Below are 22,525 nucleotides of genomic sequence, written 5' to 3' on the forward strand. Positions count from 1 at the left end.
TATGACCAACGGCTAGCACTCATCACGGGATCAAGCCTGCTTACGGAACACAAACACCAGGCCGACGATGATCAGCCCCATGCCAAGCAAGCTCAACATCGCCAGCCGATTGCCGAAAAACAGGTAATCCATCACCGCCGTCACTGCCGGCACCAGGTAGAACAGGCTGGTGACATTCACCAGATTGCCCCGGGCGATCAGTCGATACAGCAGCAGCGTCGCCAGCACCGACACCACCAACCCCATCCACAACACCGGCACGATGAACCCTGTGCTGTGTTCGATGTGAAACGGCTGGAATGGTACGAAAATCCCGCAGAGCAGCAACCCCGCCAGGTACTGCACCGGTAGTGTGCCCAGGGGATTGTCAGTGATGCGCTTCTGCATGATCGAACCGAACGTCATGCTCGCCAGCGCCAACAGGCCGAAGAGCATTCCGGCCAACGACACGCCAGCCAACCCGATGCCCTGATAAACCACCATGATCAACCCGGCCAAGCCCAGCGCCAGACCGAACAGCCGGCTCCAGGAACGCTGACGTTCCATCAGCACCACGGTGAGAATCGGTTGAACGCCCATGATGGTTGCCATCATCCCCGGCGTGACCTTCAGGTCGAGGGCCAGCAGATAGAAAATCTGATAAGCCCCCAGCAACACCACGCCCGTGGCCATCGCATACAACATCGGCTTGCCGCCCTTGGGCAGTTTCAGCTTGAGCAACGGCACCAGCAGCACCAACCCGCACAGAGCGATGGCGAAGCGAACCAGCAGAAAGGCAAAGGGTGACGCGTGGGCCAGGCCCCATTTGGAGAAGATCGCCCCGCTGCTCCACAGCAGAACGAACAGGCACGTGGACGCCGCCGCAAGCGCGGACTTTTTCGAAAGGACAAACATGAATACCACCTGTAGTCAGGCAAAAAGCCAACTCAGCCGAAGCTGAAATTCAGTAGTTTTTTCAGGCGGGCAAAGGGGGGAGCAGCGGAAAAAGCTGATCAGCCCGAGAAGCCAACGCCCGGCGGTGATACGACGGCGCACACCGGCGTGCTACTGACAGGTGGGGGGTAATGACTGATCTGCGCAGGCTGCTGATTCCCGCACGGCACGACGCCAGCGTTGACCGCTGAATCGACTACCGCGTTGATGAGGGAAGCAGGCATGGGCTGATTTTTCTTGATGGGTGAAACGGTGGCTCAGGAAACCACCGAGCGCCGACTATAACCAGCGCGTGACATCGATTGCAATGACTAAGCGTCTGGCACGATCCCTGTGGGAGCGGGCTTGCTCGCGAAAGCGGTGTGTCAGTCGACATCAATATTGACTGTGCCGCCGTCTTCGCGAGCAAGCCCGCTCCCACAGGTTCCGCGCCTTGACTGAGCAGCATTACTTCCGAGGAACTGATTTTGTTCCGGGGTCGGCCTCAACCAAACAGCCAATACCCCAACAACGTCAACACCACCACCGCCAGCACCGGACGCAGGACGCGGTAGGCCTTGGGGTTGCGACGCTTCCATTGTTTGATCACGCCGCTGAATTTGTCGCTGAAATTTTTGCTCCAGGCATAGGCCTGGTTGATCCCGCCAACGCGTTCATCATCAAGGTTCTGCGGTGCAGTGGCACGGCCCAGCAAGCCGCTGATCCAGCGGTTGATGCGGGTCATGAGGCGGTTGCTCAAGGGGCGTTCGATGTCGCAGAACAGGATGACCCGGGTTCGCTCGGTTTCGTTCTTGACCCAGTGCACGTAGGTTTCATCGAACATCACGTCTTCACCATCACGCCAGGCGTAGACCTGACCGTCGACAAAAATGCGGCAATCGTCGGAGTTCGGCGTCGACAGCCCCAAGTGATAACGCAGGGAGCCGGCAAACGGGTCGCGATGCGGGTTGAGGTGACTGCCGCCGGGCAGCAGCGCAAACATGGCGCCTTTGACATTCGGAATACCGCTGACCAACGCCACGGTTTTCGGGCACAAGGTTTCGGCCGACGGCAGCGGTTTGTCGTACCACTTGAGGTAGAAACGCTTCCAGCCCTTTTTGAAGAACGAACCGAAACCGGCGTCGTTGTTCTTTTCGGCGGCGCGAATGTAGCCCTCGTCGAACAGGTGCATGGCTTCGTCGCGGATAACTTCCCAGTTGTCCCTGAGCACGTCCAGTTCCGGGAACTTGCTGCGGTCCAGATAGGGTTTGGACGGCACGCCAGAGAACAGGTACATCAAGGCGTTGTAAGGCGCGAACAGGGCCGAGTGGTTGACGAATTGACGCAGGACCGGCAAACGCGCCTTGCCGCGCAAGTGCACATAGAGCGTGCTGCCGAGGAACAGCAGCAACACTGACGCCTTCGCGACAAAGGAAAAGCTCATCTACGACTCCTTGAGAATAGGAAACTCCGCACAACGCCATTTACCCGACGTGGCAGTCGGCCATGATAAACACTACCGGCCTCGGGAAACACCCGCATAGTTCAACATTCAACGTTAAGGATTACGCAATAAACACTTATTAACACAAGGTTCCTGAACGGGGGCTGACCTGCATCAACCCCCTCTCTCTCCAGATCAAAAACAAGATCAAAAGATCGCAGCCTTCGGCAGCTCCTACTGCTGATTTTCCTGGTCGGTAAACAGATCGCTGAACAGCATGCTCGACAGGTAGCGCTCGCCAGAGTCGGGCAGGATCACCACGATGGTCTTGCCTTGCATTTCCGGGGTTTCGGCCAGCCGCACAGCCACCGCCATGGCGGCGCCGCAAGAGATGCCGCTCAAAATCCCTTCTTCCTGCATCAGGCGCAGGGCCATCGCCTTGGACTCGTCGTCGCTGACCAACTCGACCCGATCGACCATCGACAGGTCGAGGTTCTTCGGCACAAAACCAGCGCCGATGCCCTGGATCTTGTGAGGGCTCGGTTTGATCTCTTCCCCGGCGATCGCCTGGGTGATCACCGGAGACACCCGCGGCTCCACTGCCACCGAGAGAATCGGTTTGCCCTGGGTATTCTTGATATACCGCGAAACGCCGGTGATGGTTCCGCCCGTTCCGACACCCGCCACCAGCACGTCGACTGCGCCGTCGGTGTCGTTCCAGATTTCCGGACCGGTGGTTTTTTCATGGATGGCCGGGTTGGCCGGGTTTTCGAACTGCCCCGGCATGAAGTAGGTGGACGGGTCGCTGGCGAGGATTTCGGCGGCTTTCTCGATCGCGCCTTTCATGCCTTTGGCCGGCTCCGTCAGCACCAGTTCGGCGCCCAGGGCCTTGAGCACCTTGCGTCGTTCAATGCTCATGGATGCAGGCATGGTCAACATCAGCCGGTAACCACGGGCGGCGGCAACGAATGCCAGGCCAATACCGGTATTGCCCGAGGTCGGCTCGATGATGGTCATGCCTGGCTTGAGTTTACCGCTGCTTTCAGCCTCCCAGATCATGTTCGCGCCGATCCGGCACTTGACCGAATAACCGGGGTTGCGTCCTTCGATCTTGGCCAGAATGGTGACACCGCGCGGGGCGATACGGTTGATCTGCACCAACGGCGTATTGCCGATGGAGTGGGCGTTGTCAGCATAGATACGGCTCATGGCTGGGTCCTTATACCGCGTTGAATTAGCCCTCCACGGTATGCCTGTTACTCGTGGTCGTCCAGTCAGTCGAACGTCCGCCCACCACCGCAGTCAATCGCTTTACACCGCCAGAGATTTACCGCCATGAAGCGTCGATACAGCTGGCCCCTGGGGACCCTCGCCGGCTTCGTTTTGCTGCTGGTTGCCCTGCACATCGCCCTGCCCTACGTGGTGCGCGATTACCTCAACGAAAGATTGGCGAACATGGGGGACTACCGCGGGCAGATTACCGACGTGGACCTGGCCCTGTGGCGCGGCGCCTACAAAATCAACGGACTGAAAATCGTCAAGGTCGACGGCAAGGTCCCGGTGCCTTTCGTCAACGCGCCATTGATCGACCTCTCCGTCAGCTGGCATTCGCTCTGGTACGACCATGCCGTGGTGGCCAAAGCGCAGTTCGACAAACTCGAGGTGAACTTCGTCGACGGCGGCGCCAACAAGAAAAACTCCCAGACTGGCCAGGGCACCGACTGGCGGGCACAGTTAGAAAAATTGCTGCCGATTACCCTGAACGAAGTGCGGATCAACGATGGCCGGGTCACCTTTCACAACTTCAATTCAAAACCGCCCGTGAACCTGAACGCTACTCAGGTGAATGCCAGCATTTACAACCTGACCAACGTAGTCGACACCAAAGGCAAACGCGATGCCCGTTTCGATGGCAAGGCGCTGTTACCGGGGAATGCACCGCTGGAAACAACGGCAACCTTCGATCCGCTGAGCAATTTCGAAGACTTCGAGTTCCGCCTGCGCGCCAGGGACCTTGAACTCAAACGCCTGAACGACTTCGCTGCGGCCTACGGCAAATTCGACTTCAATGCCGGCCATGGCGACGTGGTCATCGAGGCCAAAGCCGACAAGGGTCAACTCACCGGCTACATCAAGCCACTGTTGCGGGACGTCGAAGTGTTCAACTGGCAACAGGACGTGGAGAACAAAGAAAAAGGGATTTTTCGTTCCATCTGGGAAGCACTCGTCGGCGGCACCCAGAATGTGTTGAAGAACCAGGCGAAAAACCAGTTCGCCACTCGGGTCGAACTCAGGGGCAACGTGCATCAGCAAAATATCAGCGCGTTCGAGGCGTTTTTACAGATTTTACGCAACGGCTTCATCCAGGCGTTCAATGCCCAGTACGAACGCTCCAAGCCGGATTCCGGTTAAGATTTGCGTGTGACGGTGTAACGACCGGTTTCTTCCGCCGCCCGCGCCGGGCTCAATTGTTGCTGCAAAAAGTCCCAACCCAGACACGCCAGCGCCAACGACCGCGGCACGGCTTCACGACCGCTGCTATAGCGACTGATGCTACGAGCACTCACACCCAACGCTTCGGCCGCCTGATTCAGCGGCAACCCAGTGCGAGCACGCCAATCGATGAAAATACGGGTGTTTTCATCTACCGCATTTTGCGCAAGGGCATCCAGATACAGCGTGTTTGCGCCAATCTGGATATCCAGTTCAGGCCACTCCACGCTCCAGCCATCGTCACCCAAGGCTGCTCCTTCAAAAGCACGGCCCTCCAGCAATGGCTGCAGCCCCGAATATGAACGCAGGTCGCGACTTAAATCGAGGCTCAGCTGCTGCCCATCAATAAAAGTCAGCGCCAGCCTGTATTCCGGCAATGCCAGCACGGCCGACAATCGTGGTCGTTTCATGGGTAACATCGTTTCCAATCCTCCAGCAATTGCACCTGATGGGCCCTGACCCACTCCAGCGCTTCCTTGATAATCAGCGGCGGCGCCTTGCCCATCATCACTTCGACGGTTTCCGGGCTGAGCATAACGTCCAGCCCGCCACCGGTCAGGTGCACATGGGGCGGCGGATGATCCTTCTCGCGCAACTGAATGCGGTACGTATCGCGAAATCGATATTTAGTAGACATGTCTCGCAAGCTATCGCCAGAATGGCGATACCTCAATACTGGCCAGCAGCCGAGACTGAGTCAAGATGTGACGCCCCATTCAGAGACTGAATAACCCGTCTGCGTTCACAGTCGACCGGGCAGCGCGTTATAGTCGGACATTACAACTATTGCGCCCCGCCCTGCCCCGTTCAGGTCGGCGTTACCGTTCGAGGATTAGCAGATGAAGTTCGAAGGCACCCAGGCCTACGTCGCCACCGATGACCTGAAGCTGGCGGTCAACGCCGCCATCACCCTGGAACGGCCACTGCTGGTCAAGGGCGAGCCAGGCACCGGCAAGACCATGCTCGCCGAGCAACTGGCCGAGTCCTTCGGCGCCAAGTTGATCACCTGGCACATCAAGTCCACCACCAAGGCGCATCAAGGCCTGTACGAGTACGACGCGGTCAGCCGCCTACGGGACTCGCAGCTGGGCGTGGACAAGGTTCACGACGTGCGCAACTACTTGAAAAAGGGCAAGCTCTGGGAGGCTTTCGAGTCCGAAGAGCGGGTGATTCTGCTGATCGACGAAATCGACAAGGCCGACATCGAGTTCCCCAACGACTTGCTGCAAGAACTCGACAAGATGGAGTTCTACGTTTACGAGATCGACGAGACGATCAAGGCCAAAAAACGTCCGATCATCATCATTACCTCCAACAACGAGAAAGAGCTGCCGGACGCCTTCCTGCGCCGCTGCTTCTTCCACTACATCGCCTTCCCGGATCGCATCACGATGCAGAAGATCGTCGACGTGCACTACCCGGACATCAAGAAAGACCTGGTCAGCGAAGCGCTGGATGTGTTCTTCGACGTGCGCAAGGTGCCGGGCCTGAAGAAGAAGCCCTCGACCTCCGAACTGGTGGACTGGTTGAAACTGCTGATGGCCGACAACATCGGCGAAGCAGTGCTGCGCGAACGCGATCCGACCAAGGCCATTCCACCGCTGGCAGGCGCCCTGGTGAAGAACGAACAGGACGTGCAATTGCTCGAGCGCCTGGCGTTCATGAGCCGTCGCGGCACTCGTTGATCCCTCTTTTCACAAAGTCGTAGGCGATCGCCATGCTGCTCAACCTGTTCAATGAAATGCGTGCTGCCAAGGTGCCGGTTTCGGTGCGTGAGCTGCTAGACCTGATCAACGCCCTGAAACAGCGCGTGACCTTCGCCGACATGGACGAGTTCTATTACTTGTCACGGGCGATTCTGGTGAAGGACGAACGGCATTTCGACAAGTTCGACCGGGCGTTCGCTGCCTACTTCAATGGCCTGGAAAAACTCGACGATCACCTTCAGGCGTTGATCCCCGAAGACTGGCTGCGCAAGGAGTTCGAACGCTCCCTGACCGATGAGGAGCGGGCCGCGATCCAGTCCCTCGGCGGCCTGGACAAGCTGATCGAAGAGTTCAAGAAACGCCTGGAAGAACAGAAGGAGCGCCATGCCGGCGGCAACAAATGGATCGGCACCGGCGGCACCAGCCCGTTCGGTTCCGGTGGTTTCAACCCGGAAGGCATTCGGGTCGGCGATGCCGGCAAGCGTCAGGGCAAGGCAGTGAAAGTCTGGGATCAGCGCGAGTACAAGAACCTCGACGATTCGGTCGAACTGGGCACGCGCAACATCAAGGTCGCCCTGCGTCGCCTGCGTAAATTCGCCCGTCAGGGTGCGGCGGAAGAACTGGACATCGACGGCACCATCGACCACACCGCTCGCGATGCCGGGTTGCTGAACATCCAGATGCGTCCGGAGCGGCGCAACACCGTCAAGTTGTTGCTGCTGTTCGACATCGGCGGTTCGATGGACGCCCACGTGAAGATCTGCGAAGAACTGTTCTCGGCCTGCAAGACCGAGTTCAAACACCTGGAGTACTTCTACTTCCACAACTTCATTTATGAATCGGTGTGGAAGAACAACATGCGCCGCACCTCCGAGCGCACCGCCACCCAGGACCTGCTGCACAAGTACGGCGCCGACTACAAAGTGATCTTCATCGGTGACGCCGCCATGGCGCCCTATGAAATCACTCAGGCCGGCGGCAGCGTCGAGCACTGGAACGAAGAAGCCGGTTATGTGTGGATGCAGCGCTTCAAGGAAAAGTACAAGAAGCTCATCTGGATCAACCCATACCCGAAAGACACCTGGGGCTATACCTCGTCGACCAGCATCGTGAGGGATTTGATTGATGACCAGATGTTCCCGCTGACGTTGCGGGGGTTGGAGGAAGGGATGCGTTTTTTGTCCAAGTAATCTCTGTTGTCTGGACTGACGCCATCGCGGGCAAGCCCGCTCCCACAAGGATTAGCGTTGTTCACACATTTTGTGAACACCCTCCACCCTGTGGGAGCGGGCTTGCCCGCGATGCTTTAACGGCCTAAAAACCGGCGCAAATACTCGACCTGTTCCCGATGCGCGACATCCTGCACCACCGGTCGCAACCGCACCTTCGCCCCCGGCAAACACTGCGCCAATCGCGCCAACGCCAACGGTGTCAACGCTCCCAGCCGCGGATACCCGCCAATGGTCTGCCGGTCATTGAGCAACACAATCGGCTGCCCATCCGGTGGTACCTGCACCGCCCCCAGCGGGATGCCTTCGGAAATCATCGGTTTGCCCTGGTACTCCAGCGCCGTTCCCAGCAAGCGAATCCCCATGCGATCGGCACGGCTATCGAGGATCCAGGCGCTGTTGAACGCGTCAAACAGACTCTGCCCGCTGAATTCACCGATCTGTGCACCGAGCACCAGGTCCAGCGGTGCCGCGAGACTCAGGTCCGGTCGCAGGTCCCCCGGCAACTCCCGCAGCAGCATCACCGAGTTGCCCGAATAGCTCAACGACTGCCCCTTGGCCAACGGACGGCCCATGCCATCAAGACCGCCGAGTTCCTCGCGCACCACCGTCGCCCGGCTGCCCAGCACCTTGGGCGCATCGAATCCGCCCGGCGCCGCCAGATAGGCCCGCGCCCCGAGTAACGGCTGAGTGAATTGCAGTCGCTGGCCTTTGTGCAGCCTGAAACTGCGCCACGGCGCCAACACCTCGCCATCGATTTGCGCCCCCAGATCCGCTCCGCCCAGTGCCAGCACGCAATCCTCTTCGGCCATCAAGCTGAAACCACCGAGGGTAATCTCGATGACCGATGCATCCAGCCCATTACCCACCAGCCAATTGGCCCACGACATCGATCGCCAATCCAGCGCGCCGCCCTGGGTCACGCCCAGATGCCGCACGCCAAATCGCCCGGCATCCTGCAACAGGCACAACGGCGTACTTGCCTCAATCGTCAGTTGGCTCATGCCAGGGCCTCCATCGGCGTATCGTCACCGCCCAGGTTGATGAACTCGGCATGGCTGACCGCTTCGAAGCGCACGGTGTCGCCCGGTTGCATCAGGCTATAGCCGTCGCGCTCGCGGTCGAACAGTCTGGCCGGGGTGCGGCCGATCAGGTTCCAGCCGCCAGGGGACACCACCGGATAAGCCGCCGTCTGGCGTTCGGCGATGCCGACACTGCCGGCAGCCACTTTTTTACGTGGAGTACTCAGACGCGGTGCAGCCAATACCTCTTCCACCAACCCCATGAAGGCGAACCCCGGCGCGAAACCCAACGCGAACACCTGATACTCGCGTTCGCTGTGGCAACGAATCACCTCTTCCACCGTTAACCCGCTGCGCTGAGATAGCAAAGCCAGTTCCGGGCCGACGCTCAGGTCATACCAGACCGGCAGCACATGGCATTTACCCCTGGCCCGAGCGTTGGGCGACAGATCGATCAAGGCGTTAGTGATCAATTCCCGCGCCTGGCCCGGATTCAGTGCCATCAGATCGTAATGCACCATCAACGTCGTGTAGGACGGCACCAGATCGATCAAATGGCGGGCGAACGCTTCTCGCAGACGCTCGCTGGCCGCGAGCATCCACGGCATATTGGCCTCGCTGATGTCATCGAACAGGCGCACCATCAGGCAATCCAGCGCCACCACTTCTACCCGTGGCTTCATGATGCGCTCTGCTGATTCAAGGCTTCGCGAATGCGTCGCACGGCGGCCACCGAACTGGCGTTGTCGCCGTGTACGCACAAGGTATTGGCTTGCAGGTGCAAGGCACTGCCGTCGCTGGCCGTGAGGTTGTCACCGCGGGCAATGATCAGCGCCTGTTCGATGATTTTCTCTGGATCGTGATGCACGGCTCCCGGCAGTTGCCGCGAGACCAGCATGCCTGCGCTGTCGTAAGCGCGATCGGCGAAAGCTTCAAACCACAACGTCACGCCATATTCATCGCCCAGTTGCTGCGCGGCACTGTTGTCGCGGGTCGCCATCAGCATCAATGGCAGCGTCCGGTCGTAGGCCGCCACGCCCTGAATCACCGCGCGCAATTGCGCCGGGTTGGCCATCATGTCGTTGTACATCGCGCCGTGGGGTTTGACGTAACTCACCCGCCCGCCCTGAGCCCGGCAAATGCCGTCGAGGGCACCGATCTGGTAATGCAACAGGTCCTGCAATTCCTGGGCGGTGTAAGCCATGGATCGACGACCGAACCCCACCAGATCCTGATAGGCCGGGTGCGCGCCAATCTGCACGCCATGGCTCAGGGCCAGGCTGACGGTCTTGCGCATGATGCTCGGGTCGCCGGCGTGGAAGCCGCAGGCGATGTTGGCGCAGTCGATGAAGGGCATGACCTCGGCGTCCAGACCCATGGTCCAGTTGCCGAAACTCTCGCCGATGTCGCAGTTCAATAGCAGGCGGTTCACGGTGAACGCTCCTGTAGGCTTTTGTCTTTTTAACTGAAGGACTTATGCCCCACAGATTATCAGTTACCGGATATCCGGTTATTGAGCATCAAGTTGTTTGCCGCGGGTTTCCGGCAGACTCAACGCCGCCAGGATCACCACCCCGTAGGACACCGCCGCGAAGGCCCCGATTCCCACGCTCAGTGGCACCTTCTGGCTGAGCAAGCCGATCAGCAACGGAAACAACGCCGCCAGTGCCCGACCGATGTTGTAGCAAAAACCCTGGCCCGAACCGCGAATCCGCGTTGGAAACAGCTCGGTCAAAAACGCGCCCATGCCGCTGAAGATCCCCGAAGCAAAGAAGCCCAAAGGAAAGCCGAGCCAGAGCATCACACCGTTGCTGACCGGTAATTGGGTGTACAGCAGAACAATGGTGAACGAGCCAACGGCAAACAGAATGAAGTTCTTTTTACGACCGAGGATGTCAGTCAAATACGCGCTGATCACGTATCCAATGTAGGACCCGATGATCACCATGGCCAGATAACCGCCCGTGCCGAGTACGCTCAAGCCCCGTTCATTCTTCAGAAAAGTCGGCAGCCAGGAGGTGATCGCGTAATAACCGCCGAGGGCACCGGTGGTCAGGATCGACGCGCGAATCGTGGTGAAAAGAATGCCAGGGGCGAAAATCTCATAGAACTTGGCGGGGTTGCCTGGCTCCTGTTTGGCTTTGGCTTCGCGGTAGATTTCCGGGTCCTTGACCAGGCGGCGGACGAAGATCACGAAAATCGCAGGGACGATGCCGAGAAGGAACAGTGCCCGCCAGGCGTCTTCCGGCGGCAAGACCGAAAACAGCAGCGCATACAGAATCGCTGTCAGCCCCCACCCCAACGCCCAACCCGACTGCACCATGCCGACGACTTTGCCACGGTCCTTGGCACGGATCACTTCGCCGATCAGCACCGCGCCGGCCGTCCATTCGCCACCGAAACCGAAGCCCATCAGGGTGCGTGCGATCAGCAGTTGTTCGTAGTTCTGGGCGAAGCCGCAAAGAAAGGTGAAGAACGCAAACCACAGCACCGTCAGTTGCAGGGTGCGCACCCGGCCGATGCGGTCGGAGAGAATTCCCGCCACCCAACCACCGATGGCCGAGGCGATCAGGGTGCTGGTGTGAATCAGCCCGGCCTCGCCGGTGGTGATGCCCCACATGGCAATCAGGGTCGGCACCACGAAGCTGAGCATCTGGGTGTCCATGCCGTCCAGGGCATAGCCGATCTTGCAGCTCCAGAACGTGCGACGTTCCTGCTTGTTGATGTTGTGGTACCAATCGAAGGGTCCCGGGCGAGTCGTAGCCTTAGGGGTATCGAGGGTGTCGGGCGCACTCATGGCAAAATCTCCGTGCATATTTTATTGGTATTGTTCTGAGCCCCGACGACGCCTATCGTGGGAACCGGATGGCCTGATTTTTGGACGCCTTGCCCTGCTACGTCCAACTAATAAAAACCCGCCCTAGACATAAGAAAACCTTATCCGACGGGCTGAGTCCCACGAGCAGACCCCATGAACCTGAAGTTTCTCGAGACCTTTGTCTGGGTCGCCCGACTCAAGAGTTTTCGCCTGACGGCAGACAAGCTCTTCACCACCCAAGCGTCGATTTCCAGCCGTATCGCCGTGCTCGAAGGCGAGCTGGGGGTGAAGCTGTTTCTGCGCGATTCTCGCGGCGTGAGCCTGACCCCCGAAGGCTTGAAAGTGCTCGAATATGCCGAGCAGATGATGGACACGATGCAGGCACTCAAGCAGTCGATCGAGACGCGATCAAGCAAGGTCGGGCGGGTCCGGATCGGCGTCATGGACACCGTGATCCACACCTGGCTCAGCCCGTTAGTGGCGCAGATGATGGATCACTACCCGCTGGTGGAAATCGAGCTGGTGGCCGATACCGCGCTCAACCTCTGCGATCAGCTGCAAAAAGGCTTTCTCGATCTGATCCTGCAAACCGACCTGCTGCGTCAGGAAAGCGTGCGCAGCCTGGAGCTGGCCAGTCATCCGATGGGCTGGATCGTGGCCAGCAATTCCATCTACAACCGCGAGTATTCAGGTGTCGCCGACCTGGCGCGGGAGCGGATCATCACCTATTCGAAAAACTCCCGTCCGCACCAGGACATCTTGAGCCTGATGCAGGCCAACGGGGTCATGGCGCCACGCCTCAATTGCGTAAATTCAGTGTCGGCGATTACCCGTTTGCTGCGGGACGGTTTCGGCATTGGCGCGCTGCCACCGGTGCTGGTGGCCGAGGAACTGGCGCGGGGGGAACTGACCTTGCTGGCCATCGATCAGCGGCCACCGAATTTGCAGGTGGTGGTGTCGTGGCGGGTAGGTGTGGAGTGGGTCGAAGAAATCGTGGCGTTGTGTCAGCAAGTCGTGGAGCACTACGCGCAGAAAGTGGGCGAGCACTACATCGTCTTGAGCAAACCACAGGCCAGAATCTGAAGGAATTTTTTCAAAGTGTAAATATGAACCACTATCATTTGCATTAATTTTTCAAGGAGGTATCCTCTGCGCGCTTTCAGCTAATCAATTGTCCAGAAGGAGTCGGACCTGATGCGCGGCTACACGCAAAAACAGCAGCAATTGCTCGCTCACTGGAGCGAAGCGCTTGGCACTCAGGCTTTCCAGTCCCACCGCATCACGCTCGATCATTTGAGCAATGCGCTGGAGCCCGCCGCCCAGCGCTGTTTCCAACGCCTGATCCAGGCGCTGTTTCGTGAAGATCTGATCAACCCCGACGCCTGCGAATACGACGACACCAACCGTTGCTGGCTGCCACTTGGCGATGGTGTGCATCTTTGCTTCGAGCACTTGTCCGGCGCAAGAATGAACAGCTGGGACGTACGCGGCAGCATCGTCCTGCACACCCCCGACAAACTGCCGCAAAAAATCCAGTTACCCAGCGAACTGCTCGCTCACCTCAGCACTCAGCTCAACCCGCCAGCCTCCCCGCAGGTACTGGAACGTCTGGCCCGGGAGCTGGATGACAGCTTCAGCAACGACACCCTGTGCCTGGCGTTTCACCATGGATGGACCGAGCGCCTGAGAGAGCAAATCGACACCGAGTACGACGACAATCTGCTCGCCTGGCTCAAAACCGGCCCCAATCACCAGAACCCGACGTCATTGCTCGAACAATGGGGCACGCTTGGCCATCCGTGGCACCCGAACTACAAGACCAAACTGGGCTTGAGCGCTGCTCAGGTCATCGCGTTCTCGCCAGAATTCGAAGCGAGTTTTCCGATTGTCCTGTGCGCCCTGCACCGCCAGTACGCACACGTCGAAGCGCTGGCTGGCACCACCGATTACTGGGACTGGTGGCAAGGTCACTTCCCACAGGCCGCCGAGCAACTGCAACGTCATCTGCAGCAGCTGGGTCTGGAAGTCACGGACTACCTCCCGCTTCCGTCGCACCCATGGCAAGCCCATGAAGAGCTGCCACATTCGTTCGCCAACGAGATCGCCGACAACCTGCTGATCGTCACTGACATCGTGGCTTTTACCGGCCACCCGACCATGTCCTTCCGCACGGTCCTGCCGGAGGCCAGCCGCACGGCACCGATGGTCAAACTGCCGGTGGCTCTGCGACTGACCAGCGTGCAGCGCACCGTGTCGCCGCGCTCCGCCCGGATGGGTCCGCGCATCAGCCAGCTGGTATTGGATATTCTCGATCAGGAGCCGCAGATTCAGCGTCTGCTGAACATCGTTCCAGAGCGCATCGGCGTGCACTACGCACCGCTGCCGACCGATGACGAGCGCTCCCGGCATGCTGCCGTACTGTATCGCGACAACCCGCTTACCCTCCTGCAAGAAGGCGAGTTGGCGGTGCCGGTCGGCAGCCTGTTCGCCGTCAACGAATTCGACCAACCGTTGCTGCGTGATTGGGTAAGACTGGCTCAGGGCAGTGACGACAGCGAGGCCATGCTGAGGTTCTTCGATGATTACCTGTCGATTGCCGTACCGAGTCTGCTGGGCATTTACTTGATGTACGGCGTGGCGTTCGAAGCGCATCAGCAAAACAGTTTCATGGTGATGGGTGCTGACGGGCAGTTGAATCGGTTGCTATTGCGTGATTTTGGCGACGTTCGTATCGATCGCAAAACCCTGCACGCCAAGGGCCTGGATATCCAGTTGCACGATCCGAAAATGACCCTGTATGACGATTCCGGCTTTGTCCGCGACAAACTCCTGCACACCACCTTCATGTGCCACCTCGGTGAGCTGACGCTGCTCTGTGCCCGCCACTGGAATGTGTCGGACAGTATCCTGTGGGACCGATTGGCATCACACGTTGCACAGTGCTTCGAGACCTTGCGCGAGCGTGTTGAACCGGCACGTTGGGAAAGCGAGCACCAGGCCTTGCTGGAACAGGATTGGCCCGCCAAATCGTTCATGCGCATGCGCTTGCTCGACAGTCATGCCGACATCGTCGGACGCCTGAGCAACCCGCTGCGACCCAACACCCATGCTCGCTGACGGTCGCGCCTTGCGACTGCTGATCGTCATCCAGTTTGTCTCCATGGGCGCAATGGAAATGAGCGGCCCGTTCTGGCCCTTGCAGATCCAGCATCTGCTCGGGCCGGAGGGCGCCAGCTACACCGCGCTGTTATCGGCGATGGTCTATGCCGGTCCGATGCTGGCGGCCATGCTCCTGACGCCCATGTGGGGCCGGTTGGGCGATCGCACCGGACACAAACCGATGATTGTTCGGGCGTTGCTGGCACTCGCACTGTGCCAAGGGTTGGCGGCAATCACCCTCGACCCGTGGCTGCTGGTGGGTATTCGCGTGATGCAAGGCGCATTGGCCGGCTTTCTCGCTGCCGCGCAAGCCTATGCCTTGGCCTGCTGCGACAGTTCCAGGCGTGGTCACACCCTGGCCCGCCTGCAATCGGCCACCGCCGTCGGCTCGTTGATCGGCCCGGTGCTGGGTGGCTGGCTGATGGACGTCTCGGGGTTTGCCTTGCTGTGTTATGGCGCGACGGTGATTTGCCTGCTGTGCGCACTGGGAAGTTTTTTCCTGCCGGCCGACAAGGCGCGAACCTCGAAGAAAAAACCTGTCGAGCCGGTTGCTCTGCCCAAAGGCTGGCTCGGTGGAATCCTGTTGGTGATCGTGTTGATTCAGGCCGCGAAGATGATGCCGCAGTCGTTCTACGCGTTGTACGTCGCGAACATTCTGCATGCCCCAAGCTGGCTGATCGGCGCCACCTACGCGGCGAGCGCCGCGACCCTGGCCATTTCCGCACCGCTGTGGGGCCGCCTGTTCGACCGCTGGCAGCCGGCCTACACCTTGCGCGTCATCGAAGGCGTGGCCTGGCTGTGCGCCCTGACACTGGCGGCCACGGCATTGAACAACGAATGGCTGGGGTTTCTCGTCAGCCGACTCGTCTGGGGCCTCTGGCAAGGCGCCCTGCTGCCCGTCGCCTATGCCCTGATCGCCAACACCATTTCCATCACCCAGCAGGGCTTCGCGCTGGGCCTGGGCAACAGCGCGGCAAAAGCTGGTGCTCTGCTCGGTGTCGTCCTTGGCGGGATCGGCATGGGCCTGGTCGGCCTGGCTCACAGTTTCTGGCTGGTGGCGCTGACCTACGCCCTGGCCGCCATCGGGATCCGCTGGGTGCGGTCGTTCAACACCGCGCCTGACCGTTCGACCTTATCGCCCCACACTTATCACAACTAAAAAAGACCACGTCATGACCCGAACCAAACTCTCCCTGCTGATCCCGCTGCTCGGAACCTTCAGCGCCCAGACCTGGGCCGAGGATACCGAGCAGCAGCCCGGCACCTTGAACATGCAAGCCACCGTCGTCTCCGCCACTCGCAGCGAGGCGAGCATCGCCTCGATTCCGGGCTCGGTCCAGGTCATCGACGAACAGCAGATCCGTGAGCAGAGCGGCGCGGGTCGCCGGGTCTCCGACATCCTCGGGCAATTAGTCCCCGGCATTGCACCGTCCAGCGGCGGGATGAGCAACTTCGGCCAGACCCTGCGCGGGCGCAACATGCTGGTGTTGATCGACGGCGTCTCGCAGAACGCCACGCGCGATAACTACCGCCAGCTCAACAGCATCGCCCCGGCCAGCATCGAACGCATCGAAGTAATCTCCGGCGCCAGCAGTATCTACGGTGCCGGTGCTTCAGGCGGCATCATCAACATCATCACCAAGCGCAATCAGGGCCAGGACATTGCCTACAGCAGCAAACTGGGCCTGACCAGCGGCAACAACCTCAACCGCAAAGGCTTCGCCTACGAAGCCTTTCAGAGTGCGACCGGGCGCAAGGATGCCTTGGACTGGTATGTGTCCGCCGACCTGACCCAGCGTAACGATCAGTACGATGGCAACGGCAACCGCATCCCTCAGGACACCTCCCAGGGCAGCAACATGGATACCGAAACCTATGACCTGCAAGGTCGTTTCGGTTACGAACTGGATGCCGACAAAAAACTCAGCCTGTCGCTGCAGGACTACAAGGACCAGCAGGACACTGGCTACACCAAAGACCCGAAAAACCTGCAGCAAGCCGTGGCAGTCAAAGGGCTGCAACTCGACGACCAACCCTATACCCATAACCAGGCGGCCAACCTCAACTACACCGACAAGGACTTCTACGGTCAGGGCCTGCAACTGGAAAGCTACTGGCGCCGCGCCGATGCGCTGTTCTTTCCGGACCTGTCGCGAGGCAGGGCCGGGATCTCCGACAACAACAGCGTGCAGGATGTCTACGGTCTGCGCGCGGCCATCGACACGCCGCTGCCGGCGATCGGGAGTGCCACGGGTAATCTGGTCTGGGGCGCCGACTATGATAATGAGCGCTCCCGCCAACGGGGTGATCAATACACGCTCAATGGCCTGAACTACACCAAGACCGGCACCACTTACGAGCTGGGCCCGGACATCGAAACCACCACCAAGTCGCTGTTCGGGCAGATGTCCTGGGACATCGGTGACTGGACCTTGCGTGGCGGTGTACGCCGTGAATGGATCGAAAGCGACGTCTCCGACAGCATCGCTTATGGGCAGATCGTCCAGACCGGCATACGCGCAACGCTGCCCGGCGACACTCTGAAATACGATGCCACGCTGTACAACCTGGGGGCGGTCTACCACCTGAGTGAAAACCAGGACGTCTTCGCCAATTACAGCCAGGGGTTTTCGCTACCGGATATCCAGCGCTTCATGCGTGACGTCAGCAGCACCTTCGACATCCAGAGTCTCAACGCCCAGGCCATCAAGGTCGACAGTTACGAGCTGGGCTGGCGCGGTAACTGGGATCAGTGGCAGGCCGACGTCACCGTGTACGAAAACACCTCGGACGTGACCCAGTTCTACGATGCCAATGATCGCGTATTGCGCCTGATCAACCAGAAAGAGCGGGTTCGCGGTATCGAAAACAGCCTGACCTACCGCGCGACCGATCGCTGGTCGGTGGGTGGCACTTATGCCTGGGCCAAAGGCGAGACCGAGCAGAACGGCAAATGGATCGATCTGCCGGCTACGCGCATCTCACCGGCCAAGACCACACTGTTCGTCGGCTACACCGAAGACGACTACACCTTGCGCCTGCAAGGCATGCATTTGTCCAGTTACGACGCTGCCGCCAAGGACAACAACGGACGTGAGATCGAAGGCTATACGCTGGTGGATCTGCTTGGCTCGGTGCAACTGCCGGTCGGTCGTCTTGAAGGCGGCGTGTACAACCTGACCAACCGCACCTACCAGAACCTGTTCACCCAGGCCAACGCCAGAGCGCCGTACGCCAACGCCGAAGGTCGTACGTTGAGCATGAGCTACTCGGTCGACTGGTAAAAACAGGAGCCGGCTTGCCAGCGACGCGATCTGCCAGGCATACCGTGTCGCGGCAATCGCCGACAAGCCGGCTGTAAGAGCTACCGAAGGCTGCGATCTTTTGACTTTTTTCTTACAAACCGCGCAAGTCCCGCTCTTCGATCGGCCGGCTCTGGCGCAGACGCTTGCCGCCCAGCACCACCCAGTCGATCAACCGGAACAGGCATTCAATACCGAACGAAAGCAGCAACGCGCCGCTCATGCCCCAGATCATCGCTTCCGGCGTCAGCAGGATCTGGTAGCTGTAGCCGTTCCAGGTTTCCTTGCGAATATCCGGGTCGGCGGCCAGAGCTACCTGCAGGATTCGGATATACCACGGGCCTTGCATGGCCTGGAATTGCTTGTCGAGGGCCAGTTGACGGGTGAGCAAGGTGCTCAGGCTGTCGGCATCGCTGCGAAAGATCGGGTCTTCGCTGGCACGGTAATGGGCCACGAGCGCCTGCATATCCCCCTTGAAAAACTGATTGGCAGTGCCCTGAAAACCGCTCAAACCGGTCTGCGCCTCAATCAGATGCGCCTCGACTCGCTTGGCATAGTCACTGATGAACCCAGGCACCTGGACACCAATCAACAGGCCTGCCGCAAACAACACCAGCCGTAGATAACTGAGCAACATGAGGGAGAATCCTTATTCGGTCTTGCCCTGACTGACGCATTCACCGCGCCGCCAGAGGCTCCATTGGCCCGGTTCGTAGCGGGTCCAGGTTTCGTTTTCGGTCAAAGGTTCGGTGGCGATCACCGTGACCACGTCGTTGGGCGTGGTTTCGGCCTGGAAGTCGACGATCACATCGACATCCTTCAAGCGCGCCGGGCCGAACGGGGCACGGCGAGTGATCTGCGCCAATTTGGTCGAGCAGTAGCAGAACAGCCAGTCGCCGTCGCTGAGCAGGCAATTGAACACGCCTTTGCTGCGGTATTCGGCGCAGGCGGCCACCAGCTCCGGCAACAGTTCTTCGATCTCCACCGGCTCAGGGAACGCAGCGCGTACCCGGTTGAGCAAATCGCAGAAGGCCGCTTCGCTGTCGGTATCGCCAACGGGGCGGTAGAAACTGGCGGTCGGGTTGAAGTCGGCCAACTGGCCGTTGTGGGCGAAACACCAGTTACGCCCCCACAACTCACGCACGAACGGGTGGGTGTTGGACAGGCAGACCTTGCCGACGTTGGCCTGGCGGATGTGCCCGATCACCACTTCGCTCTTGATCGGATAGCGTTGCACCAGGTTCGCCACTTCCGACTCGCTGCTCGCCGCCGGGTCCTGGAACAGCCGCAGGCCACGACCTTCATAGAAAGCGATGCCCCAGCCGTCACGGTGCGGCCCGGTGCGACCGCCACGTTGCATCAGCCCGGTGAAACTGAACACGATATCGGTCGGGACATTGGCGCTCATGCCCAATAGCTCACACATGCTCGGACTCTCGACTCAATACAGGGGCACGGTTATAGACGCGGTTCGACCCGCAAACGCTGAGGGTTGCTTGGCACCGGTGGCCGGCCGTAACGATCATCGCCAGCACCGCCGAACGGTTGATCGTTTTCAGGTTCGTCGGCACGCGCCGCAACCTTCGCGGCAGCCGCCCGTTCCTTGCGAGCGTTGGAGGCGCGCTCGATGGGAAAACGGATCGCCACGAATACCAGGTAAATGCCGAAGGCAATCATGGCGTACATGAACAGGTCGGAAATCGCCCGCCAGGCGTTGTTGCCGACCTTGAACAGCAGATCGAGGGCGGTGATGGCGATGGCCGGGGCAACCTTTTCCTTCACCGGGTCGATGATGGTCGGGCTGAACAGCAACACCGCCACCAGCAGCCGCAGCGGCTCAAGCAGCCAACGCCACATCCAGCGGGTGATGCGCATCCACACCAACAGGCAGCCTAAAGCAGCAAAGGCGTAGAGGCCCCAAGCGATCAGATAGTCGTTCTCGGTCATGGTGTCCATGGCAAGGCAGGCAAAGAGGCGCTTATAGTAACGACTTTTCGCACGTCAGGCTTGTCCCAATACCAGTTGAGCAAGACTCAGAGCCTGTGGGAGCGAGCTTATGTGGCGAGGGGACTTTTGTGGTGAGCGAGCTTTTGTGGCGAGGGAGCTTGCTCCCGTTGGGCTGCGAAGCGGCCCCAAAAAAGGAACTGCTGCGCAGTTCAGCGGGAGCAAGCTCCCTCGCCACAGAATAGCCCCCTCACCATAAGCCCGCCCCCACAGGTTGCGAAGCCCCTATTTCATACATTGTTCGAGAGCCATTCATGCCCTTATCCGCCAACGTCACCTGCGCCCCGATTGCCCACAAGGCCGACGGTTCTGACCCGTATGCCTGGCTGCAGGAGCGCGACACCGACGCGGTGCTCAATTATCTGAAAGCTGAAAACAGCTACCAAGAGGCGCAAACCGCCGATCAGGCCGGGCTGCGTGAAACCCTGTTCGAAGAGATCAAGGGGCGGATTCTCGAAACCGATCTGTCGCTCCCCTCGCCGTGGGGCCCGTATCTGTATTACACCCGCACCACCGCAGGCGATGAATACGCCCGCCACTACCGCTGCCCGCGTCCGACCGACGGCAGCCTGCATATCGACGAAAGCCAGGAGCTATTGCTGCTTGATCCTAACGTGCTGGCCAAGGGCGGTTTCTTTTCCCTGGGCGCGTTCAGCATCAGCCCGGACCACCAGCGTCTGGCCTACAGCATCGATTCCAGTGGCGAGGAGATTTACACGCTGTTCGTGAAGGAATTGTCCAACGGCCGCGTCAGCGAACTGGAATTCCAGGACTGCGACGGCAGCATGACCTGGGCCAACGACAGCCTGACGCTGTTCTTCGGCGAACTCGACGAGACCCATCGCCCGCACAAACTGTTCCGCTATCGGCTGGACGGCACGGCGGCCGAAGAAGTGTTCCATGAGCCCGACGGCCGATTTTTCCTGCACTGCTACCGTTCCAGCTCCGAACGGCAATTGTTGCTGTCGCTGGGCAGCAAGACCACCAGCGAAGTCTGGGCACTCGACGCCTCGCTGCCGCATCAGGCCTTTACCTGCCTGGCGCCGAGGGCCGAAGAACATGAGTACGATGTCGACCACGGCAAACTCGATGGCGAGTGGACGTGGCTGATCCGCACCAACCGTGACGGTATCAACTTCGCCCTGTACCAGGCCGTCGATACCGGTGTCGCGCCGACCGAAGCCGACTGGCAGAACCTGATTCCCCACAGCGACACGGTGATGATCGACGGCATGAGCCTGAACGCCGAGGCCATGACCCTGAGCCTGCGTGAAGGTGGCCTGCCGATCATCGAAGTCCACCCACAGGACTTGGTACCGTATCGCGTGCAATTGCCGGACGCGGCCTACAGCCTGCATGTGCAAAACAGCCTGGAATTTGTCAGCGACAGGATCCGTCTGCGCTACGAAGCACTGAACCGTCCGGCGCAGATCCGCCAACTGACTCTGACCTCCGGCGAGCAGAAAGTCCTCAAGGAAACCCCGGTACTCGGCCCATTCGACGCCGATGCTTACGTCAGCCAGCGGCTTTGGGCGACGGCACCGGACGGTACGCAAGTGCCGATCAGCCTTGTGGTCAAACGCGAATTCCTCGGTAAGCCGACACCGCTTTATCTGTACGGCTACGGCGCCTATGGCGAAAGCCTCGACCCATGGTTCTCCCATGCCCGCCTGAGTCTGCTGGATCGCGGCATGGCGTTTGCCATCGCTCACGTACGCGGTGGCGGCGAGCTGGGTGAAGCCTGGTATCGCGCCGGCAAGCAGGAACACAAGCACAACACCTTCAGCGACTTCATCGCCTGCGCCGAACACCTGATCACCCACGGTTTCACCACCTCATCGCAGCTGGTGATCAGCGGTGGCAGCGCCGGTGGTTTGCTGATTGGCGCGGTGCTTAACCAACGGCCAGAGCTGTTTGGCGCGGCGATTGCCGAAGTGCCGTTCGTCGACGTGCTCAACACCATGCTCGACCCGGAGCTGCCGCTGACCGTCACCGAATACGACGAGTGGGGCAACCCGCAAGAGTCGGACGTCTATGAGCGGATCAAGGCCTACGCCCCGTACGAAAACGTCACCGCGCAAGCGTATCCGGCGACGCTGGTGATCGCCGGCTATAACGACAGCCGCGTGCAGTACTGGGAAGCGGCCAAGTGGGTGGCAAAATTGCGGGCGACCAAAACCGACACCCATCCCCTGCTGCTCAAGACTGAACTGGGCGCCGGGCATGGCGGGATGAGCGGTCGTTATCAGGGATTACGTGACGTAGCCCTCGAATACGCATTTGTTTTGAAGGTTTTGGGCATTGCCTGAGGAACTTGGCCCGGTGTCCCGGTCTTAACACCAGACGCCGGGACCCGAGACAATACACATCCCCCTGTGGGAGCGGGCTTGCCCGCGATGAGGCCATCACATTCAATATCAACATTGGCTGAGACAT

General features: G+C 59.8%; 21 protein-coding genes. 8 read left to right on the forward strand and 13 right to left on the reverse strand.

Annotation, left to right across the window (positions count from 1 at the left end):
• Window positions 1-30: 30 nt before the first annotated feature.
• From AACY49_RS01255 to cysK, 4 genes are all read right to left on the reverse strand, one after another.
• Window positions 31-894 (reverse strand): DMT family transporter, encoded by an 864-nt coding sequence (locus AACY49_RS01255; protein WP_339521424.1) that lies wholly within the window; start codon window positions 892-894, stop codon window positions 31-33.
• Between the two features lie 98 nt (window positions 895-992).
• Complete coding sequence (locus tag AACY49_RS01260) at window positions 993-1,157, reverse strand: hypothetical protein (RefSeq protein WP_165353262.1); 165 nt, start codon at window positions 1,155-1,157, stop codon at window positions 993-995.
• A 260-nt stretch (window positions 1,158-1,417) separates the two neighbouring features.
• Window positions 1,418-2,356 carry an aspartyl/asparaginyl beta-hydroxylase domain-containing protein gene (locus AACY49_RS01265; protein WP_339521425.1) on the reverse strand — a complete coding sequence of 313 codons (939 nt, stop codon included), beginning with the start codon at window positions 2,354-2,356 and terminating at the stop codon, window positions 1,418-1,420.
• A gap of 234 nt (window positions 2,357-2,590) precedes the next feature.
• The gene (gene cysK, locus AACY49_RS01270) at window positions 2,591-3,565 is read right to left on the reverse strand and encodes a cysteine synthase A (RefSeq protein ID WP_258697071.1); all 975 of its coding nucleotides are present in this window, start codon (window positions 3,563-3,565) and stop codon (window positions 2,591-2,593) included.
• A gap of 126 nt (window positions 3,566-3,691) precedes the next feature.
• Between cysK and AACY49_RS01275 the strand changes: the two genes are divergently transcribed.
• Entirely contained in the window at window positions 3,692-4,768 is a 1,077-nt protein-coding gene (locus AACY49_RS01275; protein ID WP_339521426.1) for a DUF748 domain-containing protein, read from the forward strand.
• On the opposite strand, the gene AACY49_RS01280 is transcribed toward AACY49_RS01275, so the two are convergent.
• Both AACY49_RS01280 and AACY49_RS01285 read right to left on the reverse strand, forming a co-directional pair.
• Window positions 4,765-5,268, reverse strand: a complete 504-nt coding sequence (locus AACY49_RS01280) for a DUF2442 domain-containing protein (RefSeq protein WP_258697073.1) — start codon at window positions 5,266-5,268, stop codon at window positions 4,765-4,767. The two genes, AACY49_RS01275 and AACY49_RS01280, sit on opposite strands and share 4 nt — an antisense overlap.
• Entirely contained in the window at window positions 5,256-5,486 is a 231-nt protein-coding gene (locus AACY49_RS01285; protein WP_339521427.1) for a DUF4160 domain-containing protein, read from the reverse strand. Before AACY49_RS01285 ends, AACY49_RS01280 begins: the two co-directional genes overlap by 13 nt.
• 202 nt (window positions 5,487-5,688) lie before the next feature.
• Here AACY49_RS01285 and AACY49_RS01290 point away from each other — a divergent pair, with 202 nt between their 5' ends.
• Together AACY49_RS01290 and AACY49_RS01295 are read left to right on the forward strand one after the other, a co-directional pair.
• Window positions 5,689-6,534: an AAA family ATPase gene (locus AACY49_RS01290; protein WP_258697075.1), complete on the forward strand. Its 846-nt coding sequence runs from the start codon at window positions 5,689-5,691 to the stop codon at window positions 6,532-6,534.
• Between the two features lie 32 nt (window positions 6,535-6,566).
• Window positions 6,567-7,745, forward strand: coding sequence for a vWA domain-containing protein (locus AACY49_RS01295; protein ID WP_258697076.1), 1,179 nt, complete (start codon window positions 6,567-6,569; stop codon window positions 7,743-7,745).
• Between the two features lie 116 nt (window positions 7,746-7,861).
• On the opposite strand, the gene AACY49_RS01300 is transcribed toward AACY49_RS01295, so the two are convergent.
• From AACY49_RS01300 to AACY49_RS01315, 4 genes are all read right to left on the reverse strand, one after another.
• On the reverse strand, window positions 7,862-8,788 hold the full coding sequence (locus AACY49_RS01300; RefSeq protein WP_339521428.1) for a 5-oxoprolinase subunit C family protein: 927 nt from the start codon (window positions 8,786-8,788) through the stop codon (window positions 7,862-7,864).
• Window positions 8,785-9,489 (reverse strand): 5-oxoprolinase subunit PxpB, encoded by a 705-nt coding sequence (gene pxpB, locus AACY49_RS01305; protein ID WP_339521429.1) that lies wholly within the window; start codon window positions 9,487-9,489, stop codon window positions 8,785-8,787. Before pxpB ends, AACY49_RS01300 begins: the two co-directional genes overlap by 4 nt.
• On the reverse strand, window positions 9,486-10,238 hold the full coding sequence (locus AACY49_RS01310; protein ID WP_320391615.1) for a 5-oxoprolinase subunit PxpA: 753 nt from the start codon (window positions 10,236-10,238) through the stop codon (window positions 9,486-9,488). The genes pxpB and AACY49_RS01310 overlap by 4 nt, the downstream gene beginning before the upstream one ends.
• A 78-nt stretch (window positions 10,239-10,316) precedes the next feature.
• Complete coding sequence (locus AACY49_RS01315) at window positions 10,317-11,603, reverse strand: MFS transporter (RefSeq protein WP_339521430.1); 1,287 nt, start codon at window positions 11,601-11,603, stop codon at window positions 10,317-10,319.
• Window positions 11,604-11,777: 174 nt separating this feature from the next.
• On the opposite strand from AACY49_RS01315, the gene AACY49_RS01320 reads away from it, so the two are divergent.
• From AACY49_RS01320 to AACY49_RS01335, 4 genes are all read left to right on the forward strand, one after another.
• A complete protein-coding gene (locus AACY49_RS01320) occupies window positions 11,778-12,707 on the forward strand; it encodes a LysR family transcriptional regulator (protein ID WP_258697081.1) in 930 nt (309 codons plus the stop codon).
• Between the two features lie 111 nt (window positions 12,708-12,818).
• Window positions 12,819-14,741, forward strand: coding sequence for an IucA/IucC family protein (locus tag AACY49_RS01325; RefSeq protein WP_339521431.1), 1,923 nt, complete (start codon window positions 12,819-12,821; stop codon window positions 14,739-14,741).
• Complete coding sequence (locus tag AACY49_RS01330; protein ID WP_339521432.1) at window positions 14,731-15,942, forward strand: MFS transporter; 1,212 nt, start codon at window positions 14,731-14,733, stop codon at window positions 15,940-15,942. Before AACY49_RS01325 ends, AACY49_RS01330 begins: the two co-directional genes overlap by 11 nt.
• A 13-nt stretch (window positions 15,943-15,955) precedes the next feature.
• Complete coding sequence (locus tag AACY49_RS01335; RefSeq protein ID WP_339521433.1) at window positions 15,956-18,067, forward strand: TonB-dependent receptor; 2,112 nt, start codon at window positions 15,956-15,958, stop codon at window positions 18,065-18,067.
• A gap of 112 nt (window positions 18,068-18,179) precedes the next feature.
• Here AACY49_RS01335 and AACY49_RS01340 read toward each other — a convergent pair whose 3' ends face one another.
• From AACY49_RS01340 to AACY49_RS01350, 3 genes are read right to left on the reverse strand one after another with little or no spacing between them, the layout of a single operon-like run.
• Window positions 18,180-18,722 (reverse strand): DUF2937 family protein, encoded by a 543-nt coding sequence (locus tag AACY49_RS01340; protein ID WP_258697085.1) that lies wholly within the window; start codon window positions 18,720-18,722, stop codon window positions 18,180-18,182.
• 12 nt (window positions 18,723-18,734) lie between these two features.
• Window positions 18,735-19,511 carry a class II glutamine amidotransferase gene (locus AACY49_RS01345; RefSeq protein WP_339521434.1) on the reverse strand — a complete coding sequence of 259 codons (777 nt, stop codon included), beginning with the start codon at window positions 19,509-19,511 and terminating at the stop codon, window positions 18,735-18,737.
• A 32-nt stretch (window positions 19,512-19,543) separates the two neighbouring features.
• The gene (locus AACY49_RS01350) at window positions 19,544-20,041 is read right to left on the reverse strand and encodes an MFS transporter (RefSeq protein ID WP_339521435.1); all 498 of its coding nucleotides are present in this window, start codon (window positions 20,039-20,041) and stop codon (window positions 19,544-19,546) included.
• A gap of 302 nt (window positions 20,042-20,343) precedes the next feature.
• Between AACY49_RS01350 and AACY49_RS01355 the strand changes: the two genes are divergently transcribed.
• Window positions 20,344-22,398, forward strand: a complete 2,055-nt coding sequence (locus AACY49_RS01355; protein WP_339521436.1) for a S9 family peptidase — start codon at window positions 20,344-20,346, stop codon at window positions 22,396-22,398.
• Window positions 22,399-22,525 lie beyond the last annotated feature (127 nt).

Origin of the sequence: Pseudomonas sp. EL_65y_Pfl2_R96 (assembly GCF_963970905.1) — a bacterium.
Taxonomy (GTDB): Bacteria; Pseudomonadota; Gammaproteobacteria; order Pseudomonadales; family Pseudomonadaceae; genus Aquipseudomonas.

Bases quoted from the DNA above. Each gene is read 5' to 3' on its own strand.
- AACY49_RS01255 (WP_339521424.1), bottom strand. From the start codon at position 894: ATGTTTGTCCTTTCGAAAAAGTCCGCGCTTGCGGCGGCGTCCACGTGC.
- AACY49_RS01275 (WP_339521426.1), top strand. From the start codon at position 3,692: ATGAAGCGTCGATACAGCTGGCCCCTGGGGACCCTCGCCGGCTTCGTT.
- AACY49_RS01335 (WP_339521433.1), top strand. From the start codon at position 15,956: ATGACCCGAACCAAACTCTCCCTGCTGATCCCGCTGCTCGGAACCTTC.
- AACY49_RS01340 (WP_258697085.1), bottom strand. From the start codon at position 18,722: ATGTTGCTCAGTTATCTACGGCTGGTGTTGTTTGCGGCAGGCCTGTTG.
- AACY49_RS01315 (WP_339521430.1), bottom strand. From the start codon at position 11,603: ATGAGTGCGCCCGACACCCTCGATACCCCTAAGGCTACGACTCGCCCG.
- AACY49_RS01260 (WP_165353262.1), bottom strand. From the start codon at position 1,157: ATGCCTGCTTCCCTCATCAACGCGGTAGTCGATTCAGCGGTCAACGCT.
- AACY49_RS01280 (WP_258697073.1), bottom strand. From the start codon at position 5,268: ATGTTACCCATGAAACGACCACGATTGTCGGCCGTGCTGGCATTGCCG.
- AACY49_RS01290 (WP_258697075.1), top strand. From the start codon at position 5,689: ATGAAGTTCGAAGGCACCCAGGCCTACGTCGCCACCGATGACCTGAAG.
- AACY49_RS01330 (WP_339521432.1), top strand. From the start codon at position 14,731: ATGCTCGCTGACGGTCGCGCCTTGCGACTGCTGATCGTCATCCAGTTT.
- AACY49_RS01295 (WP_258697076.1), top strand. From the start codon at position 6,567: ATGCTGCTCAACCTGTTCAATGAAATGCGTGCTGCCAAGGTGCCGGTT.
- AACY49_RS01300 (WP_339521428.1), bottom strand. From the start codon at position 8,788: ATGAGCCAACTGACGATTGAGGCAAGTACGCCGTTGTGCCTGTTGCAG.
- AACY49_RS01345 (WP_339521434.1), bottom strand. From the start codon at position 19,511: ATGTGTGAGCTATTGGGCATGAGCGCCAATGTCCCGACCGATATCGTG.
- AACY49_RS01325 (WP_339521431.1), top strand. From the start codon at position 12,819: ATGCGCGGCTACACGCAAAAACAGCAGCAATTGCTCGCTCACTGGAGC.
- pxpB (WP_339521429.1), bottom strand. From the start codon at position 9,489: ATGAAGCCACGGGTAGAAGTGGTGGCGCTGGATTGCCTGATGGTGCGC.
- AACY49_RS01350 (WP_339521435.1), bottom strand. From the start codon at position 20,041: ATGGACACCATGACCGAGAACGACTATCTGATCGCTTGGGGCCTCTAC.
- AACY49_RS01355 (WP_339521436.1), top strand. From the start codon at position 20,344: ATGCCCTTATCCGCCAACGTCACCTGCGCCCCGATTGCCCACAAGGCC.
- cysK (WP_258697071.1), bottom strand. From the start codon at position 3,565: ATGAGCCGTATCTATGCTGACAACGCCCACTCCATCGGCAATACGCCG.
- AACY49_RS01320 (WP_258697081.1), top strand. From the start codon at position 11,778: ATGAACCTGAAGTTTCTCGAGACCTTTGTCTGGGTCGCCCGACTCAAG.
- AACY49_RS01265 (WP_339521425.1), bottom strand. From the start codon at position 2,356: ATGAGCTTTTCCTTTGTCGCGAAGGCGTCAGTGTTGCTGCTGTTCCTC.
- AACY49_RS01285 (WP_339521427.1), bottom strand. From the start codon at position 5,486: ATGTCTACTAAATATCGATTTCGCGATACGTACCGCATTCAGTTGCGC.